Here is a 23,805-nt window from a genome sequence, read left to right as displayed (position 1 = left end):
GGTGCGCCGGGTTCCTGTTCTGACCGGTCGACTAACCTGCGTACAGCCGCCACCTTCGTTTAGTCGCAAAGCGTGTCGGCTCCTTGATCAGACAGGAACTACACCATGAACAAAGTCGTCCCCGATCCACCCTTCGATCCCGCCAAAGACCGCGCCGCCTTCAACCGCGCCATCGACCATTACCTGCCGACCCAAGGCTTTCACTCCATCAACGAAGACCTGAGCTTCGAAGACGCCTTGCTCTACACCGCCAGCCTGCTCGACAGCGCATCGGCGACGGCGTTGGATTGTGGCGAGCAACTGACGAGCCCAGAGCGAGCGAAAATCCTGGCAGTGTGGCATTTGCTTGAAATTGCCAAAACCACGGTAGATCGCTCAATCAACTGCCTGAAACACGGTTAGAAAATGTGAGAGGGGCTTGCCCCCGATAGCAGTGGGTCAGCTACACAGAAGCTGACTGATCCACCGCCATCGGGGGGCAAGCCCCCTCCTACAGTCGGGTTGGTTTACACCTGATGAATCAGGCTGACCGTTGCGCTGCTGTCATTGGCTCAACACCACATCGCGCATCGGCGGGATGTAACCGTAGTCATACGCCTCCTGCACGAACGAACGATCCCCCTTGAGCACAATCCTGACCGTCGGCGCTTCGGTGCCGCCGATGCGGTAGTCGCCGCCGGCGGTGGGCACGCTGTCGATAAACGATGTGACCAGGCCATTGGGCATCACGCAATGCGAATAGGTCTGGAACGGCTGCGACGGCGGGTTGCCCAGTACCAGGCCCGAAGCGTTCATCGGTGTGTAGGGGCCGAACAGATGATCGCCGACAAACCCGTAGACCCCATCCGGGCCCGTTATGCCATCGGCATAGGTGAACTTGTGACTGATGGTAAACAGGTAGTACTTGTTGTCCTGAAACACGTAGTGCGGCCGCTCGGTCTGATCGTTCACCCCGACGGCGGTGACCAGGGGCGGCAGGAGTTCCCATTCATCGCCATTGAGGTCCTTGGCCACCGCAAGGCCGATGCAACCCACCTGGTAACGCGCACCGCCCACATGTTCATGCCCTGGCGGCACCAGGCCCAGTTCGTTCGCGCCCACTTCGTGAGTGCCGCGCTCACCTGCTACGTTGCCTTCGAACACCATGTACAGCTTGCCGTCCTTGGGATCGATAAACGGGCTGGGGTCGCGGAAGTTCCAGGTCGCGTTCTGCGCTTCGGTCTGGTAGTAGGTGCCATCGGTTTCGAACAGGGCCTTGACCTGAGTGAAACCGCGCAACTCGACACCGCTTTGGGACGTGACCACCTGGCCTCGGACCTTGGCAATCGTCGCGCCCGGAGTGACGCAGGTGTAATACAGGTCGATGTCGCCGTTGTTATTGAGCAGGATCGGTGTACCTGCCCATTCACGCGTGGTCGGCGATACGCCTTCGGCCATCACGCGGCCGCCGAAGATCCAGTCTTTGCCGGTGCGCGAGTACCAGTAGCAGATGCGCGCATGACCATGGCGATCTTCCCAATCGCGCTTGATGTCGTAGCGACCATCGGCATTGATGAATTGCGGATCATGGGGGCGACGGTCGGCCGTCAGGGTGAAGATCACGGACCAGCCGTTGACCGAAACCACCGTGCCGTCCAGCGTGCGCAAGGGCATGGTGTCCCAGATAAACACCGTGTCGCTCATCACCGGGAAGTCGGCAGGCACCAGCGGTTGAGTCGTGGTGGGGTCATTTTCATTCACTTTGAGCGCATCTGCGCGTGTCCAGCGAGTGGGGATAATAGTGGCGTGTTTCATGATGAAGTCCTTTTCATTGACGCTTGGATACGGCCCGTCGTGGCGAGCCAGCGTATTGAGTTGATCCATTGACCTACACACAGTGCCCAGCGGGGCTGAAGCGTCCTTCCTGGACAATCAGCGCTTAAAAACTGTGTTTATATACAGTATTCGGCGTTCGCCTGGGCGTCAACCCTTGAGTGAAAATATCCAGATGCGGGAGGGGTTTGCTCCGATAGCAGCGTGCCAACCAGTAACGAAGACCACGGTGAATCGTTAATTGGATATTTCGGTGCAGTGAAGCCCTGGACTTAAACAGCCAAGCCCAGGTTAGGCGCGAGCTTACTTACGCCTGCCCGATGTCAGCGCTTTGTCGTCGTTGAAGAATTTAAAAACTACCCACACACTTCCAAGCTCTAATACCAGAATGTATTTTTCCGATTACTGGCCTTACAAACGTTAGCCTTACTAACGAAAATTCTGAACTCTCGCGCCTAAAGGAATGTAAGAAAAATCCTCGAAAAGTAGGATGCTTCCTTCAATAAAAAATATTACTAGGAAATTTCGGATTTTTTTAAAAATCTTTGACCGATTTCTGTTTTGGGATTATAGATTAATGGCGCAGCGCACTCCCTGTACTTAAGCAAAGGAGACAACGTATGAGTAATGAAAAAACTGTTACCGAAGTCGATCTGGCGAAAGTATTTAGCCTGAACGGCGAAAATGGAAAAGTAGTATTGGCGGTGGTCAACTAATCTGCATCGCCTATAACAAGAGCGGCATGCTTAAGGAAGGTGCCGCTCTTCCTTACCAGGAGTGCGACATGATCGATTTTACAAACTGGTTATGCGGAGAAAAAATAAACATCATTGATATCGGAGCTCGGATGACGCCAGGGGAAGCACCGATATATCAAAACCTGATCAAAAATAATCTATGTACGATTACTGCAGTAGAGCCAGACACCAGCACGAATGAGCTACTAGTCAAACTATCAAATGCAAAAATTCATAATTTAGCGCTAGGTACAAAAGGGCTTTCTTATCTGAACATCTGCCAACTACCTTCGTGTTCATCGCTCCTAGAGCCAGATACAGAAACACTATCCAAATACTCAGGCATGGAATACTTTTACAACGTCATAGACCGCGTCAGCCTACATGTAGATGAAATGGACGACATTTTCCAGGATGAAATCTTTGATTTCCTCAGCATAGACGTCCAAGGAGCCGAGTTAAATGTCCTGGAAAATGGAAGGAGAAACTTATCCAACCTTCTGGGGATTCATATTGAGGTGTCGTTTATTGAAAAATATAAAGGACAACCCTTATTTCGTGACGTCGATACTTTTTTAGCCGGCAATGATTTTTCCTTCCATTGCTTTACAGGATACGGCACGAGGTCCCCACGGGGAATTGAAATAGATAACTCTCCCATAAATGGAATAAACCAGTGGCTTTGGGCAGACGCTTTCTATTTTCACAATTTATATGATATAGACTTTTGGAAAGAACCTGGAAAACTAATAAAACTCGCCTGTATCTTTCATAACCTGTATAAATCCTACGACTTCTCAGCTCATTGTTTAAAAATTCACGACCATCAATTTGGCTCAAATTATCTCTCGGAATATGCGTCACTTATATCCAATCTCACAAATACATGCATCAAATCAAGCAGTGACGAAAATACATATTTAGCCAAAATAGCGCAAAAAATAAATTACAACTAAAACCTGAACGGAAACTCAGAAAATGAAAGACCCATTTAACTCAGAGCAAGAAAAACCTGAAAATGAATCAATTTCAAAAATAAAAGAATCAATTAAAATTACAGATAGCCTAATTGCATCAAGAAAAATATTTATAACGGGAGAAATAAACCACAACCTAGCCTACAATACAGCTAGAGAACTTCATGCGTTATCTCATATTAGCGACGATCCAATATTTATTTTTATCAGTTCTCCAGGCGGACACGTTGAGTCAGGGGATATGATCTATGACACTATAAAATTCATAAAACCAAAAGTTTTTACAATAGGATCCGGGTGGGTCGCTAGCGCTGGCGCACTGATATATGTAGCGGCTGATAAGGAAAATAGATACTCCCTACCCAACACTCGCTTTCTTCTCCATCAACCATCTGGTGGCTTTCACGGTAGAGCAGAAGATTTCGGCGCCTACTCAAAAGAAATTAGCTTTATGAAAGAGCGACTAAACAAAATATTCTCAGACGCCACTGGGCAACCCATAGAAATAATCAGACAAAATACAGAGCGCGACTTTTGGTTAAGCGCCGAAGAGTCAGTAAAATATGGACTGGTCCACAAAATAGTGACCTCTGAACATGAAATATTCTAAAACTTGCCGGCTTAAACAAAAATCTCATTTCTCATCCTTCGGCGAAAACTCAAAGAATGCGAAAATTTTAGAACAGAAAAAATCTTATACGATAAAAACCATAGACAACTTAGGCTATGACGAAAACCTAAATAAATGCAGTGATTTTCTGAACCCCCTTTCTGGTCCGTTCAGCTTGAAAGGAGCAAAATTTGGTGAAACCATTGCGCTAAATATAGAAGGCATTATACATACTCGTGATATTGGACTTTCATCTTGTGGACTTCTACCTACCCATTTAGATGAAACACTAAAAAAAGATGTTCTCGGTGAGCCAGTCATTTTTTGGAAAATTGAAGATGAATTTTGCTATCCCATTAAAGGCCGCCAAATTGATCGCTCAATCGCTTTGAGAAAGTCTCTAATGATCGGTTGTTTAAGAAGTGCTGAAAATCTTGGTGAAGCCTCCTTAAGCTCGTTGGATGCGGACCAATATGGCGGCAACTTTGATTGCAAGCTTTTTAAACAGGACGCATTAATTTTTCTACCCATTAGAAATGACAATGCTGAGTTTTATATAGGAGACGTTCATTATTGCCAATCCGATGGCGAAGTCGGCGGAACGGGCATAGAAGTTACAGCTGAAATAACATTTTCAGCAGAGGTCTGCAGTGCCCCCATACACAAGGGCCTACACGTCACTGTAGATAACCTCGTGTATTTTATGGGCGTCGGATCGACCATAAACGACGGGATAGCCAAGGCTTTTTCACAAGGTTACGAAGCATTAACTCACAAAGGAATTAATGACAACCTAACTAGACTACTACTGGCCCATGGAAGCACATTACAGCTTATAAAAATTGGATATCCAAATATTGTAGCGATAGGTATAGAGTTAAAATACTTTTCATAGGCATTGGGGAGCAATCCATGAACGCCATCACAACTCCAAATATAAATATCGCCAAAGAACTATTTTTAAACATCTCAGAACGTTTGTGGAAAAGCTTTGACTATTTACTAAAGAAAAACAGTCTAAACGATACGCCTTTTGCGGCATTAATAAATCAATTTCGAGACTCAAAAAAAGCACCTCCATTTTTCTTTGCCGCTCACCATATTATTTTAAATCATTGTACAAACAGAAATCCCATCTACAACTCTGCAGCATCTGAATTACTTAAAATTAATGCTCACACCAATTACAAAAAACTGTCCATAAACCCATTCTTGAAATCAACTAGCTCTCAAGAGTCAATCTGCCTTAACGCGATATTTTCCGACATTAGACATACTTATGGAAATGATGACTTCTTGCCTATTGCGTTTGACAGTCCCGAGCAGTCCTATCCTACAAAGCTCATGATTGAGTCAGCCATCGACATCATAAAAACCGCCGCACCCTCACTTTATGATGAAATTGAATTTATCATTGAGGAAATAAGAATATTCAGCTCTGGAAACATTAGAGCCGGGTCAAACTTTAATACACTAGGCCTCATCTACATCAGCCAGCAAGAAGAAACAGATGATGTGTCGAGGTATATTGAACATGTCACTCACGAATCAGCTCATAACTTATTGTACGCACACTGGACAATCGATCCAATTTTCAACAATCATTCAGAACAGCTCTATTACACCCCTTTCAGGAATGACAAACGGCCTTTAAGCGCAATATTTCACGCTATGTTTGTCCTCGCGAGAACGGTATACATCTTTGATCAAATTCATCGTAGCTCACCGCACAGCCTAAACTTCAAAAACATTAAAACAAACTATAATGAACGTGGAAACCCCGCTTCATTCAGAACTAAATTCTTACAGACCGCCAGCATTATTTCGAAAAATGCAAAACTCACGATCTACGGCCAAGAAATTTATAATGGCTGCCTGCAAATGGTTGAAGATTGTGAGTTAGAAATATGAGAAAACCAATCGATACCTAACTGTTGGTAGTTATATTTTAACCCGCGAAACCAGAGTTTTTAGGCTTCCTTTTACTTTTATATAAATAGTTCCTCTCCACCCTTTCCAAGTGAATGACCGTTTTCTTGTATTGGCGATGTGGGAGGCCCCTCCCACATTGGTTCTGCAAAACTCTTCCAACCGTTATTTGGAAACCGGCATCGCAAACTCCGCGCCCTGTTCGATGCTCTCCGACCAGCGCTGCATGATCGACTTCTGCTTGGTGTAAAAGCGCACGCCCTCAGTGCCGTAAGCATGCATGTCGCCGAACAGGCTCTTCTTCCAGCCACCGAAGCCGTGCCAGGCCATCGGCACTGGGATCGGTACGTTGATGCCGACCATGCCCACTTCGATGCGTCGCGCAAATTCGCGGGCGATGTGGCCGTCGCGGGTGAAGCAGCTGACGCCGTTGCCGAACTCGTGGTCGTTGACCAGCTTTACCGCTTCGGCGAAGTCATTCACGCGCACGCAGGCCAGTACCGGGCCGAAGATTTCTTCGCGGTAGATGCTCATCTCTTTGGTCACGTGGTCGAACAGTGTCGCGCCGAGCCAGAAGCCGTTTTCCAGGCCCGGTTCGCTGGGAACGTAGTCACGCCCGTCCAGCAGCAACTGTGCGCCGGCCTGCACGCCTTGTTCGATGTAGCCGCTGATGCGTTCCAGGGCGGCGCGAGAGACGATGGGGCCCATCTCGGCTTTAAGGTCGCGGCCATCAGTGATGCGCAGGTGCTTGGCGCGTTCGGTCAGGGCGGCGATGACTTTGTCACCCACATCGCCCACCAGCACCGCCACGGAAATCGCCATGCAGCGTTCGCCGGCACTGCCATAGGCGGCGCCCATCAAGGCGTCGACGGTTTTTTCGATGTCGGCGTCGGGCATTACCACCATGTGGTTTTTCGCACCGCCCAGGCCCTGCACGCGCTTGCCGTGGCGCGCGCCGGTTTCGTAGATGTACTGCGCAATCGGCGTGGAGCCGACGAAGCTCACGGCCTTGACGTCGGGGTGTTCGATCAGCGCGTCCACCGCTTCCTTGTCGCCCTGCACCACGTTGAACACACCCTTGGGCAGGCCGGCTTCACGCAGCAACTCGGCCATGAACAACGACGCACTCGGGTCGGTCGGGCTGGGTTTGAGGATGAAGGTGTTGCCCGCCGCGATGGCGATGGGGTACATCCACATCGGCACCATCACCGGGAAGTTGAACGGCGTGACGCCGGCCACAACGCCCAGGGGTTGGCGCATGGTCCAGTTGTCCATGCCCCGGGAAACCTGGTCGGAATGCTCGCCCTTGAGCAGGTTGGGAATGCCGCAGGCGAATTCGAGGATATCGATGCCACGGTCGACCTCGCCCTGGGCGTCGGTGAACACCTTGCCGTGTTCGGCGACGATGATGCGCGCCAGGTCGTCTTTGCGTTCACGCAGCAGGTGCAGGTACTGGAACAGCACGCGGGCGCGGCGGATCGGCGGGGTGTCGGCCCAACCGGCGAAAGCGGCCTGGGCGGCGGCGACGGCTTCGGACACAGTCTGCTGGCTGGCCAGCGCAACGCGAGCGGTTTTCTCGCCGGTGGCCGGGTTGTAGACATCCTGGTAGCGATCATCGCGGGAAACGCGCTGGTCGTTAATGTAGTGCTCGATGGTGCTGGTCATGGCAGTCGATCCCGGTGGGTAGCGTTGGGACACACCTTAGGCTTTCGCTTTGTTTCGAACCAGAGCAGAATCCAGAACTTATTGTCCTTATAGGTGAACAATCCAGCCATGGAAAAATCCGAGATCGAAGGCTTGTGGACCCACATACACTGGCTCTCCGTGCTGGAAGAGCACGGCACCTACACCGCCGCCGCCGCGCGTCTGGGGGTGAGTAAGTCCGCCGTCAGCCAGCGGATTTCCGACCTGGAAAAAGCCACCGGCACCCGCCTGGTGACGCGCACCACCCGCAGTGTGCGGCTGACCGAGGCCGGGCGATCATTGACCCGCGACGTGCGCAGTGCCTATGAGCAGATCGCTCGCAGCTTTTCGTCGGTGCGCGACGCCGCCGGGGAAATCCGCGGCCTGGTGCGCCTCACCGCGCCGGTGGCGTTTGCCCGTCAGCAATTGGTGCCGCACCTGTCGGGGTTCCTGCAGCAATACCCGCAGGTGCGAATCCAACTGGACGTGTCCGATGCCCTCAGTTCACTCGCCGCCGAGGGCTATGACCTGGCGGTGCGTCATGGTTTTCAGGTGCCGGAAACCCATGTGGCCTGGAAGCTGTGCGACACCGGATCGGTGCTGGTCGCCACCCAGGATTACCTGCAACGCCACGGCGAACCGCGCGAGCCCGGCGAGCTGTCGGCGCACAACTGCCTGTTCTACCCGCGCGGCAGCGACCAACCGGCCTGGACCTTCGAACGCAACCACAAAAACGTCGAACGCATCACCGTGCCCATCGCCGGCAGCTTCGCCACCAACAATAGCGAAGCCTTGCGCGATGCGGCCCTGCACCACCTGGGCATCGCCCTGCTCCCCGATTTCAGCGCCCACGCCGCGCTGGCCAGCGGCAAACTGATACAGGTGCTTAAAGGCTGGACGCTCAAGGGCGCGTTTGCCGATGAGATCTATTTGATCCGCCCGTACTCACCCCATGTGCCCAAGTCGGTAAGTGCGTTGGTGGGATATCTGAAAGGCAGGCTATCCGGTGGGTTTGCATTCAAAGGGTAATATTTATCCGTTGCCAGAAATAACTAAAAGTCCATAATGGACAAATTAGTTTACGCCGGAGACACCCATGCTCACTCCTCCTTTTGTGATCGACCAGACCCAGGCCCGCCAACACCTGGACCGCCTCGACGTACCGCAGATCCTGCGGGCGCTGTTCCGCGACCTGGCCGCCGGGCACGCGGTGCAGCCGGCGCAACAGCTCGTGGCATTCCCCCACGGCGCCGGTGACTTCATTAACTACCTCGGTGTGCTGGCCAATGAGGGGGTGTATGGGGTCAAGACTTCGCCCTACATCGTGCGCGAACAAGGGCCACTGGTGACGGCGTGGACGCTGCTGATGTCGATGCACACCGGCCAGCCGTTGCTGCTGTGCGACGCCGCCGAACTGACCACCGCACGCACGGCCGCCACCACGGCGCTGGCGGTGGACGCACTGGCCGCTCCGCAGGCCCAACGCTTGGCGATTATCGGCAGCGGCAAAGTAGCCCAGGCCCATGTGCAGTATGTGAAGAACCTGCGGGACTGGCAGAGCATTCGTGTGTTTTCGCCGAGCGCGGTCACGGCCAATCACGACACCCTCCACTGCCTTGACCCGCGCCTGAGCGTCGCCGCCAGCTGCGAGGCGGCGGTGGACGACGCCGACGTGATCCTGCTGTGCACTTCCTCGGCAGGCCCCGTACTCGACCCGGCGCGCCTGAGTAAGCCGGCGCTGATCACCTCCATCAGCACCAACGCACCGCGCGCCCATGAAGTGCCGCCCCACAGCCTCACGAACATGCAGGTGTTCTGCGACTATCGCCAGACCACCCCCGCCGCGGCCGGTGAAATGCTGATCGCCGCCGAACAGCACGGCTGGCACCCCCGCATGGTGCTCGGCGACCTGCCCGAGCTGCTCAGCGACCTGGCGCCACGCCCGACCTATGATCGCCACGTCTTCTTCCGCTCCATCGGCCTGGGCCTGGAAGACATTGCCCTGGCCAACGCCCTCTGGAGACAGCTATGAACCACGCGGACTACATCATCATCGGCGGCGGCATTGCCGGCGCGTCCACGGGGTTCTGGCTGTCGCCGCACGGCAAGGTGATCGTGCTGGAACGTGAAAGCCACCCGGCCTATCACTCCACCGGGCGTTCGGCGGCGCTCTATACCGCCGCCTACGGCACCCCGCAGGTGCGCGCGCTGACCCTGGCCAGCCGCGACTTTTTCGACCACCCGCCCGCCGGTTTCTGTGAACACCCGTTGCTCACGCCACGGGGCGAAATGACCGTGGACTTCACCGGCGACCCAGCCGAATTGAACGCGCAATACCTCAGCGCCAAGGCCACCGTGCCCCAGGTCGTGCAGCTCAGCGTCGATGAAGCCTGTGAGATGTTACCGATCCTGCGGCGGGAAAAAGTCCACGGCGCACTCTACGACCCGACCGCCAGCGACATCGACACCGACGCCCTGCACCAAGGCTATCTGCGCGGTATCCGGCGCAATGGCGGCGAGGTGCGTACCGACAGCGCTGTGCTGGGGTTGAGTCGCGAACGTGCCGGCTTTTGGCAGGTCAGCACCGGGGACGCCACCTTCATCGCGCCGATCATTATCAACGCCGCCGGCGCCTGGGCCGACCTTATCGGCGAGCTGGCCGGCGCGGCGCCCATTGGCCTGCAACCCAAGCGGCGCTCGGCGTTTATCTTCGCCGGCCCCGAAGGCGTGGACAGCCATGGGTGGCCGATGCTGGTGGCGCTGGACGAAGCCTTCTACATGAAGCCCGACGCGGGCATGTTCCTCGGTTCGCCGGCCAATGCCGACCCGGTGCAGGCTCAGGATGTGCAGCCTGAAGAGTTGGATATCGCCATGGGCATCTACCAGATCGAAAAAGCCACCACCTTGAGCATCCGCCGCCCCACCCGCACCTGGGCCGGGCTGCGCAGTTTTGTGCACGATGGCGATCTGCTCAGCGGCTTCGATCCCCAGGTGCCGGGGCTGTTCTGGGTCGCGGCACAAGGCGGTTACGGCATTCAGACCTCACCGGCGATGGGCCAGGCCAGCGCGGCACTGGTGCGCGGAGCACCGCTGCCGCAGGCACTGACCCGCTTCGGGCTGGACGCTGGTATGCTCTCCCCCGCCCGCCTGGAGCCCCATTGATGAATACCGCCGAACACGACAAGGCCCTGCAGAATTTCCGCGCGATTGCCGACGCCATCGCCACGTTGTTTTTCCCACATGCCGAAGTGGTGCTGCATGACTTGCGCACGCAGACCGTCGATTACATCGCCAACAACCTGTCCAAGCGCGCCATCGGCGATGATTCGGCGCTGGAGGACCTGCTCAGCGATGACGTCAGCGAAGTAAATATCGGCCCGTACGAAAAGCTCAACTGGGACGGTCAGAAAATCCGCAGCCTGAGTACCGTGCTGCGTGACACCCAGGATCGTCCGCTGGCGGTGCTGTGCATCAACCTGAACATCTCGCTGTTCGAAAACGCCAAGGCCGCGCTGGACCTGTTCCTGTCGCCGAGCAAACTGATTCCACAGCCGGATGCCCTGTTTCGCGATGACTGGCAGGAGCGTATCAACACCTTCCTCCACGCTTGGATGCGCGAACGCCAACTGAGCCTGAACCTGCTGACCCGTGACCACAAACGCGAACTGGTACTGGCGCTGCATGCCGAAGGCGCGTTCAAGGGCAAGAGTGCCTCGAACTACGTGGCCAATGTGCTGGGCATGGGGCGGGCGACGGTCTACAAGCACTTGAAGGAACTCAAGGGCTGATCGAATGGGGTCACGGGCCTGATTGCAGTAGTGACTGACATTTATCGGGGCAAGCCCCTCCCACACTTGGAGCACCGGGCATCAGCCATACCCTGTGGAAGGTGGCTTGCCTGTGGGAGGGGGCTTGCCCCCGATGGCGCCCTTTCAGTCGCCGTAAATATCCGACTTGAAGTACCGCTGTGAGATTTTCTGATACTCCCCACTGGCGCGAATGCCGTCGATGGCGCTGTTGAGTTCGCTGACCAACGCGCTATTGCCCTTGCGCACCGCGATGCCCGCGCCTTCGCCCACGTATTTCGGGTCTTTGAGTTCCGGACCGACGAAGGCGTAGCCCTTGCCGCGTGGCATCTGCAGGAAATCGTTCAACGGGATGGTGTCGGCAAAGATCGCATCCAGGCGCCCGGCCGCCAGGTCCATGTAGATTTCTTCGTTATTGCCGTAGCGCTTGACGTTGATGCCCTTGGGCTCGAACACCTCGGTGGCGTAACGGTCGGTGGTGGTGGCGCGCTGTACGCCGACGGTCTTGCCCTTGAGGCTGGCGTACTGGTCATCCACCACCGCGCCTTCCTTCATCACCAGGCGCGAGGAGGTGAAATAGTATTTGTGGGTGAAGTCCACCGACCTCTTGCGGTCTTCATTGATGGTCATGGACGACAGGGCCATGTCGATTTTCTTCACTTTGAGGGAAGGAATCAGGCCATCGAACTCACCTTCGACCCACACACACTTGACCTTCATCTGCGCGCACAACGCATTGCCGATGTCGTAGTCGAAGCCGACGATCTTGCCCTCTTCGGTCTTGGAGGCGAACGGCGGATAAGCCGCCTCGATGCCGATGCGCAGGGTTTTCTCAGCGGCCAGCAAATGGTTGGCGGCAAGCAGGCTCAAGGCCAGGGCGGGGATCAGCAAGCGTTTCTTCATGGGGGTGTCTCGCAGGTTGTTGTTGGTTTGGCAAGAGTGAAGAAAAATGCAACGCAGTTTTTTGTACTTATAAATCCATACTGGACTTTTATGTACATCACGTCAATTACACACCGCTGCGACGTTTCCCCATGCACTATTTTGAACGTTCGCATGCCCCGCTCCCTCAATACTGAAGGACGACCTGGAGGCAAGCGCCATGGCAGCAAACAAGCGTGAAGCGTCGCAACCATCCGATTGGGATGCGCAATTGGCTAGAAACACCGAATTGTTCTTCGAAGCCGACCGCCTGGAACAGGCGGCCTACGACATCATCGGCACCAGCCTGGCGGATGCCGCCGCGTGGCTGCGCTTTACCGAAGCCAAGCAGGTCGCCGACGCCAAGCGCACCGAGGCGTATCAGGACCTGATGCGCATCCGGCGCGCCATGGAGCAGGAGCGTTCGCCGGCGCCAAAATCCGCAGAGCAAAAAAAACCCGGCGGCGCATGACTGCGTCGTCGGGCAAACGAAGCGACCAGCTTCAGTAACGCGGTTTGACGGCCTTCCAATCCGGTTGATAACGCTGCATCTGTTTCACATCGTCGCGCTGACGAATACCGCAGCTCAGATACTGATCATGCAGCTTGCCCAATTGGCCATGGTCCAGTTCCAGGCCCAGCCCCGGAGCGCGGGTGATCTGCACACAACCATCGACAATCGGCACTTTGCCGCCCTTGATCACCTCTTCGTCCGGCGCCTGCCAGGGGTAATGGGTGTCGCACGCGTAGTCCAGATTGGGCACCGCGGCCGCCACATGGGCCATGGCCATCAGGCTGATGCCCAGGTGCGAGTTGGAATGCATCGACACGCCCAGGCCGAAGGTCTGGCACATCTTCGAAAGCACCTGAGTGTCACGCAGGCCGCCCCAATAGTGGTGGTCGGCGAGCACAATCTGCACGCTGTTCAGCGCCACGCTGCGGCGGAACTCATCGAAATCGGTGACCACCATGTTGGTCGCCAGCGCTAACCCGGTGCGTTTGTGCAGGTCGGCCATACCGTCGAGGCCGGGGGTCGGATCTTCGTAATACTGCAGGTCGTCGCCCAGTAACTCGGCCATGCGTATTGCCGTGTCGAGGGACCAGTTGCCGTTCGGATCGATGCGCAGCGGCACGCCCGGGAAGGCTTTTTTCAGCGCCTTAATACACGCCACTTCATGCTCGGGGTCCAGCGCCCCGGCCTTGAGTTTGATGCTCTTGAAACCATAGGTGTCGATCATGCGCCGCGCCTGCGCGACGATCTGCTGCTCATTGAGCGCCTCGCCCCAGGGGTCGGGTGCGTAGGGTGAACCAACGTGCTCGGCATATTTGAAAAACAGATAGGCACTGAACGGGATGCGCTCGCGGATCGCCCCGCCCAGCAGGTCCACCAACGGCACGTTCAAGGCGTGGGCCTGGAGGTCGAGCAAGGCCACCTCGAACGCCGAATACGCATTGCTGACTGCTTTGCTGGCATGGGAGCCCGGCGCCAATTCCGCTCCGGGCAGACTCGCCGGCGTATGGGCCGCGACGGTAGCCTGGACGATAGCGCGCAAGCCGTTGAGATTGAACGGGTCGAGGCCGATCAGCTGCGGCTGCACCCGTTGCTGGATCGCCAGTGCCGGCGCATCGCCGTAACTTTCGCCAAGGCCGATGTAGCCGGTGTCACTCTCCACCTCGATGATCGAGCGCAGTGCGAACGGTTCATGGATACCGCTGGCGTTGAGCAACGGCGGGTCGCGAAAAGCAATCGGGGTGACGGTAACGCGGACAATTTTCAAGAGACGGCTCCCTGCAGGCCTGAGCGCATGGCGTGATGATCGGTGGAAGGTTCGGCAACGGCGGGCTTGACGCTCACCGCGTTAACAGGCGCACCGGCACGCGGCGCGGTGCGTGCAAAAAACACCAGCACCGCCGCCACCAGCGAAGTCGCGGCCAGGCCATACAAGCCGCCCTCGATGGAGCCGGTGGTCTGCTCGAGCAATCCGAACGTGGTGGGCGCGACGAAGCCACCGAGGTTGCCCACCGAATTGATCAAGGCAATCACCGCCGCCGCGATCCGCGCGTCCAGGTAACCCTGGGGGATCGGCCAGAACAGCGCCGAGGCGGCTTTAAAACCAATCGCGGCAAAACAGATGGCGACAAAGGCAAACACCGGCCCGCCGATGGTGGACATGAACATGCCGACCGCCGCGATCACCAGCATCAGCGCAACCCAGGCCTGCTGGTGCTTCCACTTGCTGGCCACGGAGGCGAAACCGTACATGGCGACGATGGAAATCAACCACGGAATCGAATTGAACAAGCCCACCTGGAAGTCCCCCAGGTCGCCCATTTTTTTGATCATGCTCGGCAGCCAGAACGTGGCGCCGTAGATGGTCAGGGCGATCGAGAAGTAGATGAAACAAAACAGCGCGATCTGTTTGTCGGCCAGCAGCTTGAACAGGGATGGACGACTGATCTGGGCGGCTTCACGGGCCTGCTGCTCATGGTCGATGGCGCTGACCAATGCATGCTTTTCCTGCGCGCTGAGCCAGCTCGCCTCGCGGGGATGGGACTGCAGCCAACACCACACGAACCCGCAGAGCACGATGGAGGCAAACCCTTCGATCAGGAACATCCATTGCCAGCCGTGCAGGCTCAGGCCGCTCACGCCCAGCAGCGCGCCCGACACCGGCCCCGAAATCACCGAGGCGATGGCCGAGCCGCTCAAAAAAATCGCCATGGCCTTGCCACGCTCGGCGGCCGGCAGCCACTGGGTAAAGTAATAAATGATGCCGGGAAAAAACCCCGCTTCGGCGGCGCCGAGAACAAAGCGCAGCACGTAGAAGCTGGTTTCGCCTTGTACAAAGGCCATGGCCATCGCGGCCGCGCCCCAGGTGAACATGATGCGCGTCAGCCAGGCCCGTGCGCCGTAGCGTTGCAGTAACAGGTTGGAGGGCACTTCGAAAATCGCGTATCCGATAAAAAACAGCCCGGCGCCCAGGCCGTAGGCCGCCGCGCCAATGCCCAGGTCGGTTTCCATGTGGCTGCGCACAAAACCGATATTGACCCGGTCGATATAGTTAACGATGAACATCACCACGAACAGCGGCAGCACGTGACGTTTGACCTTGGCGGCCGCACGCGCGAGCACGGTGGGGTCCGGCGGGTTGTGGAAGGTATCCAAGGGCGACTCCCGATCATTATTTTTGTAGGGACGCATCGATCATGGACGCCTGGCATTGATCCCGTCTAATCTAACTTGGCATTCGATTGATACCAGGATTAGATCAATGTTTGAGCTGACCCAGCTGCGCTGCTTTACCACCGTGGCCACCGAGCTGAATTTTCGCCGTGCCGCCGAGCGGCTGAACATGACCCAGCCGCCCCTCAGCCGACAGATCCAGTTGCTCGAACATCACCTGGGCGTGGAACTGTTTGCGCGCACTACCCGCAGCGTCGCGCTCACCGCCGCCGGCCGGGCGTTTTTTATCGAAGCGCAGAACCTGCTCGAACGCGCCCAGCAGGCGGCCATCACCGCGCGCCGCTTCGCCGAGGGCGATATCGGCACGGTCAATATCAGCTTCGTCGGCAGCGCGGTGTATGAGTTTCTGCCCAAGGTCATTGCCGAAGCGCGGCTCAAGCAGCCTCAGGTCAAGATCGACCTGTCGGAGATGAACACCTACCAGCAATACGAAGCCCTGCGCGCGCGGCGCATCGACCTGGGCATCGTGCGCGCGCCGTTGCTGGAACCGGGCTATGCCACCGAATGCCTGGTGCGCGAGCCCTTTGTGCTGGCGGTGCCGAGTGCGCACCGCCTGGCCGATGCCGAGGCGGTCAGCGTGCAGGACCTGGACGCGCAACCCTTCCTGATGTACGCCCATGCCGCGTACCCGCCGTTTAACGAGCTGCTTACCGGCCTGCTGCGCTCGGCGCGCGTGGCGCCGGACTACGTGCAGTGGCTGGGCTCGTCCCTGACCATTCTGGCGCTGGTCAACGCCGGCATGGGCCTGGCCCTGGTGCCGCGCTGCGCCAGCAGCGTGGTGTTCAAAAACGTGGTGTTCCGCGACATTGACCTGGGCGAAGGGGCGCAGAGCGAACTGCACCTGATCTGGCGTGAAGGCAACGACAACCCAGCCTTCACCATGCTGCTGGAGGGTATTCGCAACGCCGTGCGGGACGGCTGGGCCTGAGCGCGGCCCGCCTGAACGATCAGGGTGACCGCCGTGCAGTCATCCGATTCTCTCGAATACTTGCCTGATCCTCCGAACTTGCAGGTAATCGCATAGATAGCCCTTGCGCAGTCGACTAGAGTTCGACGATGGGCGACCTATCGCCCTCCCTATAAGAAAACAGTATCCCTAACCGAAGATCAGCAGGTGAGCCAGTCATGGAGCTACGAATCAACCAGAAGACCTATCAGGTCGATGCCGACGCCGACACGCCGTTGCTGTGGGTGATCCGCGATGACTTGGGGCTGACCGGCACCAAGTACGGCTGCGGACTGGCTCAATGCGGCGCCTGCTCGGTGCTGGTTGACGGCAACGTGGTGCGTTCGTGCGTGACGCCGGTGGCCGGTGTGGTGGGCCGTGAGGTCACCACGATCGAAGCGATCGAAGTCGATGAGATCGGCAAACGCGTGGTCAGCGCCTGGGTCGAGCATCAGGTGGCGCAGTGCGGTTACTGCCAGTCCGGGCAGGTGATGGCGGCCACTGCGCTGCTCAAGCACACCCCGGCGCCGACGGTGGAGCAGATCGACGCGGCGATGGTCAACCTGTGCCGTTGCGGCACCTACAACGCCATTCATGCCGCCGTGCAGGACCTGGCGACCGGGAAGGAGCACGCTTGATGAACACGCCTGAACTGATTCCCGGCCTGCCCCTGGGCGAACCGATCAACCTGTCCCGCCGGCGTTTTCTGGCCAGCACCGCCGTGGGCGCGCTGGTCATCGGCTTCGGCCTGCCGCTGGGCGCGTCCAGGGTCCAGGCCGCTACCGGTGCGGCCGCCGAACGCGGCACTCAGGTGCCGGCATTCCTGGAAATTCGTCCCGACGGCAGCGTGCGCCTGCTCAGCCCCTTCATGGAAGGCGGCCAAGGCACGCACACCGCCATGGCGCAGATCGTCGGCGAGGAGCTGGACGCCGACCCCGCCACTTTCATCGTTGAAGCGGCACCACCCGGCGACGCCTATGTGGTGATGGAAAACGGCATGCGCATCACCGGCGGCAGTATGTCGGTGCGCATGAGCTACCCGACCATGCGCCGCCTCGGCGCCCTTGCCCGCGCCATGCTGCTGCAGGCCGGCGCGCAACAGCTCGGCGTGCCGGTGGCGCAGTTGACCACCCAACCGGGCCGTGTGGTGCACGCCGCGTCCGGCCGCTCGCTGGGTTACGGCGAGCTGGCCAGCCGCGCTCTGGACATGCCGGTGCCCGATCCGGCCAGCGTCACCCTGCGCGACCCGAGCCAGTTCCGCTGGATCGGCAAACCGGTCAAGCGCGTCGACGCCTACGACAAGTCCACCGGCAAGGCCCTGTACAGCATCGACCTGAAAGTCGACGGCATGCTCCATGCCGCCGTGCAGCATGCGCCGCGCCTGGGTATGACCGTCGGCAGCCTGCGCAACCAGGCTCAGGTCGAGACCATGAAGGGCGTGCATTCCGTGCATCAATTGCCCGGCGCGGTGGCGGTGGTGGCCGAGCGCTGGTGGCATGCCAAACGCGCGGTGGAAGCGATCCAGGTGGACTGGCAGGAACCGACCGCCGATTCCACCGTGCGGGCGATGCCGGCGGATTTTTCCAGCGACGCTTACCGTGATTTCCTCGCGGCCCAGCAAGGCCCGGCCCGGGACGATGAAAACGAAGGCGATGTGGCCGGTGCGCTGTCGAGCGCCAAAACCGAGGTCGAAGCGACGTACCACAACCAATACGTCAACCACGCGCAACTGGAGCCGCCATCGGCACTGGCGCGCTTCAACCCGGACGGTTCGCTGGACATCTGGCTGCCCAACCAGGCGCCGGACATGTTCCGCGCCGACATCGCCAAACGCACCGGCCTGGCGCCCGAGCGCATCAACCTGCATTCACCGCTGTTGGGCGGTTTTTTCGGTCGGCACTTCCTGTACGACTCAGCCAGCCCTTACCCGCAGGCCATTGCCCTGGCCAAGGCGGTGGGTCGCCCGATCAAGCTGATCTGGAGTCGTGAAGAAGAATTCCTGCGCGATGTCTTGCGCCCGGTGGCGGTGGTCAAGTTCCGCGCCGCGCTGGACGCTGACGGCCTGCCCGTGGCCATCGAAGCGGTGAGCGCCACCGAAGGCCCCACCGAAGCCATTGCCGGCAAACAGGGCGACAAACTCGACCCCACCGCCCTTGAAGGGCTGTCGGGCAAGAGTTATGCGATCCCCAACAAGCGCATCGCACAGATCTACGTCAAAGGCCCGGCCATGCTTGGCTACTGGCGGTCGGTGGGCAATTCGCTCAACGACTTTTTCTATGAAGCGTTCCTTGATGAGCTGGCCGACAAAGGCGGTCGCGACCCGTACGAGCTGCGCCTGCACCTGCTGCGCGACAACCCGCGGCTGACCACGCTGCTCAAGGCGGCGGCTGAGTTGTCCGGCGGCTGGAAGCGCGGCCCTTATACCGCCGAAGACGGCACCCGCCGCGCGCGGGGCGTGGCCATGGCCTCGCCGTTTGGCTCGCATGCGGCAGTGATCGCCGAGGTGTCGATCGATAAAGGCCAGGTCAAGGTGCATCACATCTGGGAAGCCATTGACCCCGGCAGCATCGTCAATCCGGCCATCGTAGAGGCGCAGGTCAACGGCGCCGTGGCCCTGGGCCTGTCGCAAACCTTGCTGGAAGAAGCGGTGTACGTGGACGGCAAGCCACGGGCGCGCAACTACGACCTTTACCCGATCCTGCCACCTTCGCGGATGGCCCAGGTGCATGTGAAGATCGTCGAGAGCGGCGAAAAAATGGGCGGCATCGGCGAACCACCCCTGCCGGCCGTGGCGCCGGCGGTAGTCAACGCCGTGGCGCAACTGACCGGCCAGCGCGTGCGCAGCCTGCCATTGAGCCGACACACTTTCAGCTGACCGACCGAGACCGCCCATGAACAACCGATTCGCAAGAACCCTCGGCTGGTTGGCCGTGCCCTGCCTGGTCGCCGCCGGCGCGCTGGCGTGGTACGTCACCCGTCAGCCTGTTACCGCGTTCGAACAGCCGCAAGCTGCCGAGTTCGACCCTGCGCTGGTCAGTCGTGGCGAGTACGTCGCGCGCCTGAGCGACTGCGTGGCCTGTCACAGCCTGCCCGGCAAGGCGCCGTTCGCCGGCGGCCTGGAAATGGCCACGCCACTGGGCAATATCCACGCCACCAATGTGACGCCGGACCCCACCCACGGCATCGGCCGCTACAGCCTCGCCGACTTCGACCGCGCGGTACGCCACGGCGTAGCGCCCGGCGGGCGGCGTCTGTACCCGGCCATGCCCTACCCCTCCTATGCCAAGCTCAGTGACGATGATGTGCGGGCGCTCTACGCATTCTTTATGAAGGGCATACAACCGGCGAACCAGGCCAACATCCCCAGCGACATCCCCTGGCCACTGAACATGCGCTGGCCGATTGCGCTGTGGAACGGGCTGTTCGCGCCGAACGCCACGTATGCGACTAAGCCCGCGCAGGACGCGCTGTGGAACCGGGGTGCCTACATCGTCCAGGGTCCCGGCCATTGCGGCAGCTGCCACACGCCGCGCGGCCTGGCCTTCAACGAAAAGGCCCTGGACGAAGCCGGTACGCCGTTCCTCGCCGGCGCGCTGCTCGACGGCTGGTACGCTCCCAGCCTGCGCCAGGACCCCAATACCGGCCTGGGCCGCTGGAGCGAGGCGCAGATCGTGCAGTTCCTCAAGACCGGTCGCAACCAGCACGCGGTGGTGTACGGTTCGATGACGGAAGCGTTCAACAACTCGACTCAGTTCATGAACGACGACGACCTGGCCGCCATCGCCCGCTACCTCAAGTCCTTGCCTGGCGACCCACAGCGCGACGGTGCACCCTGGGCTTACCAGGCCGTTGCCGCCAACGCCCGCACGGACGCTCCCGGCGCCCACACCTATGCCACCCGCTGCGCGTCCTGCCATGGCGCAGACGGCAAAGGCCAGCCCGACTGGATGCCGCCGCTGGCGGGGGCCACCTCAGCCTTGGCCACAGAAACCGCCTCGGCCATTAACATCACCCTCAACGGCGCCCAGCGCGTAGTAGCCGCCGGCGTTCCGGACGCCTATCGCATGCCGGCCTTGCGCGAGCAACTGTCCGACCAGGACATCGCCGAAGTGCTGACCTACGTGCGCAGCACCTGGGGCAACCACGGCAGCGCGGTCGAGGCCAAGGACGTGGGCAAACTGCGCGAGCACACCGATCCGGCGAGCAGCACGCCGATCATCCTGCAGATGCGCTGACCTGCGGCGTCAATGAAACGAGCGGGCAGCTCTGCAGGCGCAGAGCTTGCCCGCCAGGGAAGCAGCACGGCCGCGCCTAACGGCCTGCCGCCTCATCCAGAAAACGCATCACGCCTTTCAACGCATATTCAGCGGCGAGTACCTGCACCTGTTCGCGCGAACCGATGAAGCGTTCCTTGCGGCTGAATACCTTGACTGCGCCATTGAGGTGATACGCCCAGGCAAAACACACGGTGCCCGGCGGGATGCCATCGATGCTGTCAGGTCCCAGCAGCCCAGTGGTGGCGACGGCCACCTGCGCAGGGCTATCGCGCAAGGCGCCCTGGGCCATTTCGCGGGCCACTTCGCAGCTGGTGAGGTTGAACGTCGCGATGGTGTAGGCACTGACACCCAACAAGCGTTGCTTGGCTTCTTCGGAATACACCACGTACCCGCACTCGATACACGCACCACTGCCCTCTACTTGCGACAGCAGCGAAATGATCTTGCCGGCCGTGCACGACTCGGCGGTGGTGAGCAGCAGGCGATGTTGTTTCAGGCAATCAACAGTGGCTGCGGCGATTGACATGCACTTCCCTCCTCTGGATAGACAGCGTGCGCTACTCCTTGGAAAGCGAGCGCCGGGTAAAAATTCGGTACCGGACCGCTCCCTATCGGACTCAGCCCTTGCTGTGTTCCGGTGATGATGGCCCTTTGGTTATGCCACGCGGCCCGGCGACGCTCCAGATCACCGCGCCGACAAACGGCAGCAGGATCACCAATGCGGTCCATCCCAGCTTGGTGCGCGAGGTTTTGCTGCTGCGCCAGACACTGTTGATGATCCACAGGTCGAGCAACACCAGGATCACGGCCAGCCCTGCCCAGAAGTAAGTAGTTTGCATACGACACCTCCTAGAGTGAGTGATGCACTGTTAGGCTGCACGCCAAGTCCAGAGGTTCACTTTGCTGATAAGCGAAGCGGCAACTAAGCGAAGCGGCAAACAGCTAGCAAGTTAATATCAAGCACTGCACTTCAGCGCGCCAAAACTTATACGAAGCGGTGTTAACAACCGGCATTTTGTATAAGTTTTTCCCACTCATTACCGTTCATCGCCATTTTAAAAATTTCTTCAAGCATTTCCGCCACTGGCGTTATCGGAATAAGTGTCCGTTGTTGCAATGGGCATTCACATACCTAACTTGATTAATGTGGAGATGCATCATGCCTACCAGTAATAAAAACCCCGGCAACTTCGCCAACGACCACGAACGCGCATCCGAAGCAGGCCGCAAAGGCGGCCAGGCGTCTGGCGGCAATTTTGCCAACGACCGCGAGAAAGCCTCGGAGGCTGGGCGTAAAGGCGGCCAGCACAGCCACGGCGGCGGCCGCAAGTCGTAAATGCGCCAGGATCAAAGCGCTATGTAATCGCAACTTTCGTGACACTTTTAAGCAATGTTCGCGCATCTCAGCTCGACGCAGGTTGTGCGTGAGGCCGTGCAGCGCAGATAACTTAAGCGCTTCAGTGAAAGTTGCGTCACCCTTATAAACATGAGGTAAGCGACAATGAGCACTCAAGATAAACAAGGCCAAATGAGCGTCAGCGAAGCGGGCAAAAAAGGTGGCGAGGCAACTTCCGCCAGCCACGATAAGGAGTTTTATCAAGAGATTGGCAGTAAAGGCGGCCAGAACAGTGGCGGCAACTTCAAGAATGATCCTGAGCGCGCCGCCGAAGCCGGCAGCAAAGGGGGTCAGAACAGTGGTGGAAACTTCAAGAACGATCCCGGACGCGCCGCCGAGGCGGGCAGCAAAGGTGGGCAAAGCAGTGGAGGAAACTTTGCCAACGACCGCGAAAAAGCCTCGGAAGCCGGGCGCAAAGGCGGCGAGCACAGCCATGGTGGCGGGCGCAACAGTTGAGGCGCCGATGCAGGGGAGCGGCACCGCTCCCCTGTTTTTTAACGCTGCTGATGGCTCACGCCCACAGCGCCAGACCTTCCCATACGGGGCCTGGATGTACGCGTTGCCGTTCATTGCCTGAGGAGATGTGTGATGTTTTTACATAACAAGCGACTTCAATACACCGTCCGTGTCGCCGAACCCAACCCGGGCCTGGCGAACCTGCTGCTGGAACAATTCGGCGGTGCCCAGGGAGAGTTGGCAGCGGCTTCGCGCTACTTCACCCAGGCGCTGGCCGAGGACGATCCAGGTCGCAAAGACCTGCTGATGGACATTGCCACCGAGGAGCTCAGCCATCTGGAGGTCATCGGTTCGATCATCGTCATGCTCAACAAAGGCGCCAAGGGCCGCATCGCCGAAGGCGTCGAAGAAGAAGGTGAGCTGTACCGCTCACTCAATGGCGCGGGCAATGACTCTCATATCACCAGCCTGTTGTACGGCGCCGGTTCACCCTTGACCAACTCGGCGGGCGTACCGTGGACGGCGGCTTATATCGACACCATCGGCGAACCCACGGCCGACATGCGTTCCAATATTGCCGCCGAAGCGCGGGCCAAGATTGTGTATGAGCGGTTGATGAACGTCACGGACGACCCTGGCGTGAAAGAAGCACTGGGTTTTCTGATGACGCGGGAAATCGCCCATCAACTGTCCTTCGAAAAAGCCTTGCATGCGATTCAACCCAACTTTCCCCAGGGCAAGCTGCCGGGCATGCCTGAGTTCAGTCACGTCTACTTCAATATGTCGCAAGGCACGGAGGATAAACGCGGCCCATGGAACGAAGGGGACGCGTGGGAGTTTGTGGAAAACCCGCTCCCGGCCGTGGACGGCGGCGACGGCCTTGCCAGCGTGCAACTGAGCGCCGAAGACGTAGCCCGGCTGGATCAAATGAAAGCCCGCACCCTGTCCGACCCGCTCAGCGACCCGGTGACGGGCGCAGATTTGGGTGCCTCGAAGCAGCCGTAACAACAG

At 58.4% G+C, this 23,805-nt stretch carries 23 protein-coding genes and 1 pseudogene; 17 read left to right on the top strand and 7 right to left on the bottom strand.

Annotated features, from left to right (window positions below):
• Positions 1-105: 105 nt before the first annotated feature.
• The gene (locus QRN10_RS19575) at positions 106-402 is read left to right on the top strand and encodes a DUF6124 family protein (RefSeq protein ID WP_034137793.1); all 297 of its coding nucleotides are present in this window, start codon (positions 106-108) and stop codon (positions 400-402) included.
• Between the two features lie 141 nt (positions 403-543).
• Here the strand turns inward: QRN10_RS19575 and QRN10_RS19570 are convergent, their stop codons facing one another.
• Entirely contained in the window at positions 544-1,794 is a 1,251-nt protein-coding gene (locus QRN10_RS19570; RefSeq protein ID WP_285428942.1) for a glycoside hydrolase family 68 protein, read from the bottom strand.
• 802 nt (positions 1,795-2,596) lie between these two features.
• Between QRN10_RS19570 and QRN10_RS19565 the strand changes: the two genes are divergently transcribed.
• From QRN10_RS19565 to QRN10_RS19550, 4 genes are read left to right on the top strand one after another with little or no spacing between them, the layout of a single operon-like run.
• Positions 2,597-3,505 (top strand): FkbM family methyltransferase, encoded by a 909-nt coding sequence (locus QRN10_RS19565; RefSeq protein WP_285428941.1) that lies wholly within the window; start codon positions 2,597-2,599, stop codon positions 3,503-3,505.
• Positions 3,506-3,527: 22 nt separating this feature from the next.
• Positions 3,528-4,136: an ATP-dependent Clp protease proteolytic subunit gene (locus tag QRN10_RS19560; protein ID WP_285428939.1), complete on the top strand. Its 609-nt coding sequence runs from the start codon at positions 3,528-3,530 to the stop codon at positions 4,134-4,136.
• Entirely contained in the window at positions 4,123-5,031 is a 909-nt protein-coding gene (locus QRN10_RS19555) for an acetamidase/formamidase family protein (protein ID WP_181080799.1), read from the top strand. Before QRN10_RS19560 ends, QRN10_RS19555 begins: the two co-directional genes overlap by 14 nt.
• A gap of 17 nt (positions 5,032-5,048) precedes the next feature.
• Entirely contained in the window at positions 5,049-6,047 is a 999-nt protein-coding gene (locus QRN10_RS19550; protein WP_285428938.1) for an aKG-HExxH-type peptide beta-hydroxylase, read from the top strand.
• A gap of 183 nt (positions 6,048-6,230) precedes the next feature.
• On the opposite strand, the gene QRN10_RS19545 is transcribed toward QRN10_RS19550, so the two are convergent.
• Complete coding sequence (locus tag QRN10_RS19545) at positions 6,231-7,730, bottom strand: CoA-acylating methylmalonate-semialdehyde dehydrogenase (protein WP_181080797.1); 1,500 nt, start codon at positions 7,728-7,730, stop codon at positions 6,231-6,233.
• Between the two features lie 108 nt (positions 7,731-7,838).
• Between QRN10_RS19545 and QRN10_RS19540 the strand changes: the two genes are divergently transcribed.
• The 4 genes from QRN10_RS19540 (at position 7,839) to QRN10_RS19525 (ending at position 11,536) form a co-directional block, all read left to right on the top strand.
• A complete protein-coding gene (locus tag QRN10_RS19540) occupies positions 7,839-8,777 on the top strand; it encodes a LysR family transcriptional regulator (RefSeq protein WP_285428937.1) in 939 nt (312 codons plus the stop codon).
• A 67-nt stretch (positions 8,778-8,844) separates the two neighbouring features.
• Complete coding sequence (locus QRN10_RS19535; protein ID WP_181080796.1) at positions 8,845-9,780, top strand: ornithine cyclodeaminase family protein; 936 nt, start codon at positions 8,845-8,847, stop codon at positions 9,778-9,780.
• Entirely contained in the window at positions 9,777-10,910 is a 1,134-nt protein-coding gene (locus QRN10_RS19530; RefSeq protein WP_285428936.1) for an NAD(P)/FAD-dependent oxidoreductase, read from the top strand. Before QRN10_RS19535 ends, QRN10_RS19530 begins: the two co-directional genes overlap by 4 nt.
• Complete coding sequence (locus QRN10_RS19525; protein WP_181080794.1) at positions 10,910-11,536, top strand: helix-turn-helix transcriptional regulator; 627 nt, start codon at positions 10,910-10,912, stop codon at positions 11,534-11,536. The genes QRN10_RS19530 and QRN10_RS19525 overlap by 1 nt, the downstream gene beginning before the upstream one ends.
• Positions 11,537-11,680: 144 nt before the next feature.
• Here QRN10_RS19525 and aotJ read toward each other — a convergent pair whose 3' ends face one another.
• Positions 11,681-12,457 (bottom strand): L-arginine-binding protein AotJ, encoded by a 777-nt coding sequence (gene aotJ / locus QRN10_RS19520; protein WP_285428935.1) that lies wholly within the window; start codon positions 12,455-12,457, stop codon positions 11,681-11,683.
• Between the two features lie 199 nt (positions 12,458-12,656).
• Here aotJ and QRN10_RS19515 point away from each other — a divergent pair, with 199 nt between their 5' ends.
• Positions 12,657-12,947: a hypothetical protein gene (locus QRN10_RS19515; protein ID WP_181080792.1), complete on the top strand. Its 291-nt coding sequence runs from the start codon at positions 12,657-12,659 to the stop codon at positions 12,945-12,947.
• A gap of 31 nt (positions 12,948-12,978) precedes the next feature.
• Here the strand turns inward: QRN10_RS19515 and QRN10_RS19510 are convergent, their stop codons facing one another.
• Positions 12,979-14,253: a glucarate dehydratase family protein gene (locus QRN10_RS19510; RefSeq protein ID WP_253506610.1), complete on the bottom strand. Its 1,275-nt coding sequence runs from the start codon at positions 14,251-14,253 to the stop codon at positions 12,979-12,981.
• Positions 14,250-15,677: an MFS transporter gene (locus QRN10_RS19505; protein WP_502941441.1), complete on the bottom strand. Its 1,428-nt coding sequence runs from the start codon at positions 15,675-15,677 to the stop codon at positions 14,250-14,252. The genes QRN10_RS19510 and QRN10_RS19505 overlap by 4 nt, the downstream gene beginning before the upstream one ends.
• Before the next feature lie 70 nt (positions 15,678-15,747).
• On the opposite strand from QRN10_RS19505, the gene QRN10_RS19500 reads away from it, so the two are divergent.
• The 4 genes from QRN10_RS19500 (at position 15,748) to QRN10_RS19485 (ending at position 20,900) form a co-directional block, all read left to right on the top strand.
• Entirely contained in the window at positions 15,748-16,647 is a 900-nt protein-coding gene (locus QRN10_RS19500) for a LysR family transcriptional regulator (RefSeq protein ID WP_253506600.1), read from the top strand.
• Between the two features lie 197 nt (positions 16,648-16,844).
• Positions 16,845-17,303, top strand: coding sequence for a (2Fe-2S)-binding protein (locus QRN10_RS19495; protein ID WP_285428933.1), 459 nt, complete (start codon positions 16,845-16,847; stop codon positions 17,301-17,303).
• Positions 17,303-19,540, top strand: coding sequence for a xanthine dehydrogenase family protein molybdopterin-binding subunit (locus QRN10_RS19490; RefSeq protein WP_285428932.1), 2,238 nt, complete (start codon positions 17,303-17,305; stop codon positions 19,538-19,540). Before QRN10_RS19495 ends, QRN10_RS19490 begins: the two co-directional genes overlap by 1 nt.
• A gap of 16 nt (positions 19,541-19,556) precedes the next feature.
• Positions 19,557-20,900, top strand: coding sequence for a c-type cytochrome (locus QRN10_RS19485; protein ID WP_285428931.1), 1,344 nt, complete (start codon positions 19,557-19,559; stop codon positions 20,898-20,900).
• A gap of 76 nt (positions 20,901-20,976) precedes the next feature.
• On the opposite strand, the gene QRN10_RS19480 is transcribed toward QRN10_RS19485, so the two are convergent.
• A complete protein-coding gene (locus QRN10_RS19480; RefSeq protein ID WP_253506585.1) occupies positions 20,977-21,468 on the bottom strand; it encodes a CinA family protein in 492 nt (163 codons plus the stop codon).
• A 91-nt stretch (positions 21,469-21,559) separates the two neighbouring features.
• A complete protein-coding gene (locus QRN10_RS19475) occupies positions 21,560-21,781 on the bottom strand; it encodes a PLD nuclease N-terminal domain-containing protein (RefSeq protein ID WP_181080784.1) in 222 nt (73 codons plus the stop codon).
• A 344-nt stretch (positions 21,782-22,125) separates the two neighbouring features.
• Between QRN10_RS19475 and QRN10_RS19470 the strand changes: the two are divergent.
• The 3 genes and pseudogenes from QRN10_RS19470 to QRN10_RS19460 all read left to right on the top strand — a co-directional run.
• Positions 22,126-22,278: pseudogene (locus tag QRN10_RS19470) on the top strand (con-10 family general stress protein); the annotation flags it as partial.
• 165 nt (positions 22,279-22,443) lie between these two features.
• A complete protein-coding gene (locus tag QRN10_RS19465) occupies positions 22,444-22,794 on the top strand; it encodes a con-10 family general stress protein (protein ID WP_181080782.1) in 351 nt (116 codons plus the stop codon).
• Positions 22,795-22,926: 132 nt separating this feature from the next.
• Positions 22,927-23,799 (top strand): manganese catalase family protein, encoded by an 873-nt coding sequence (locus QRN10_RS19460; protein WP_285428930.1) that lies wholly within the window; start codon positions 22,927-22,929, stop codon positions 23,797-23,799.
• Positions 23,800-23,805: the final 6 nt, after the last annotated feature.

The organism is Pseudomonas sp. lyk4-R2A-8, assembly GCF_030209095.1.
Lineage (GTDB): Bacteria > Pseudomonadota > Gammaproteobacteria > Pseudomonadales > Pseudomonadaceae > Aquipseudomonas > Aquipseudomonas quebecensis.
This window is presented reverse-complemented; position numbering and strand designations above follow the sequence as displayed.

Coding starts and splice junctions, on each gene's coding strand:
- QRN10_RS19575 (WP_034137793.1), top strand. CDS start 106: ATGAACAAAGTCGTCCCCGATCCACCCTTCGATCCCGCCAAAGACCGC.
- QRN10_RS19500 (WP_253506600.1), top strand. CDS start 15,748: ATGTTTGAGCTGACCCAGCTGCGCTGCTTTACCACCGTGGCCACCGAG.
- QRN10_RS19535 (WP_181080796.1), top strand. CDS start 8,845: ATGCTCACTCCTCCTTTTGTGATCGACCAGACCCAGGCCCGCCAACAC.
- QRN10_RS19490 (WP_285428932.1), top strand. CDS start 17,303: ATGAACACGCCTGAACTGATTCCCGGCCTGCCCCTGGGCGAACCGATC.
- QRN10_RS19460 (WP_285428930.1), top strand. CDS start 22,927: ATGTTTTTACATAACAAGCGACTTCAATACACCGTCCGTGTCGCCGAA.
- QRN10_RS19550 (WP_285428938.1), top strand. CDS start 5,049: ATGAACGCCATCACAACTCCAAATATAAATATCGCCAAAGAACTATTT.
- QRN10_RS19560 (WP_285428939.1), top strand. CDS start 3,528: ATGAAAGACCCATTTAACTCAGAGCAAGAAAAACCTGAAAATGAATCA.
- QRN10_RS19525 (WP_181080794.1), top strand. CDS start 10,910: ATGAATACCGCCGAACACGACAAGGCCCTGCAGAATTTCCGCGCGATT.
- aotJ (WP_285428935.1), bottom strand. CDS start 12,457: ATGAAGAAACGCTTGCTGATCCCCGCCCTGGCCTTGAGCCTGCTTGCC.
- QRN10_RS19565 (WP_285428941.1), top strand. CDS start 2,597: ATGATCGATTTTACAAACTGGTTATGCGGAGAAAAAATAAACATCATT.
- QRN10_RS19505 (WP_502941441.1), bottom strand. CDS start 15,677: ATGCGTCCCTACAAAAATAATGATCGGGAGTCGCCCTTGGATACCTTC.
- QRN10_RS19465 (WP_181080782.1), top strand. CDS start 22,444: ATGAGCACTCAAGATAAACAAGGCCAAATGAGCGTCAGCGAAGCGGGC.
- QRN10_RS19530 (WP_285428936.1), top strand. CDS start 9,777: ATGAACCACGCGGACTACATCATCATCGGCGGCGGCATTGCCGGCGCG.
- QRN10_RS19540 (WP_285428937.1), top strand. CDS start 7,839: ATGGAAAAATCCGAGATCGAAGGCTTGTGGACCCACATACACTGGCTC.
- QRN10_RS19495 (WP_285428933.1), top strand. CDS start 16,845: ATGGAGCTACGAATCAACCAGAAGACCTATCAGGTCGATGCCGACGCC.
- QRN10_RS19475 (WP_181080784.1), bottom strand. CDS start 21,781: ATGCAAACTACTTACTTCTGGGCAGGGCTGGCCGTGATCCTGGTGTTG.
- QRN10_RS19480 (WP_253506585.1), bottom strand. CDS start 21,468: ATGTCAATCGCCGCAGCCACTGTTGATTGCCTGAAACAACATCGCCTG.
- QRN10_RS19570 (WP_285428942.1), bottom strand. CDS start 1,794: ATGAAACACGCCACTATTATCCCCACTCGCTGGACACGCGCAGATGCG.
- QRN10_RS19555 (WP_181080799.1), top strand. CDS start 4,123: ATGAAATATTCTAAAACTTGCCGGCTTAAACAAAAATCTCATTTCTCA.
- QRN10_RS19515 (WP_181080792.1), top strand. CDS start 12,657: ATGGCAGCAAACAAGCGTGAAGCGTCGCAACCATCCGATTGGGATGCG.
- QRN10_RS19485 (WP_285428931.1), top strand. CDS start 19,557: ATGAACAACCGATTCGCAAGAACCCTCGGCTGGTTGGCCGTGCCCTGC.
- QRN10_RS19545 (WP_181080797.1), bottom strand. CDS start 7,730: ATGACCAGCACCATCGAGCACTACATTAACGACCAGCGCGTTTCCCGC.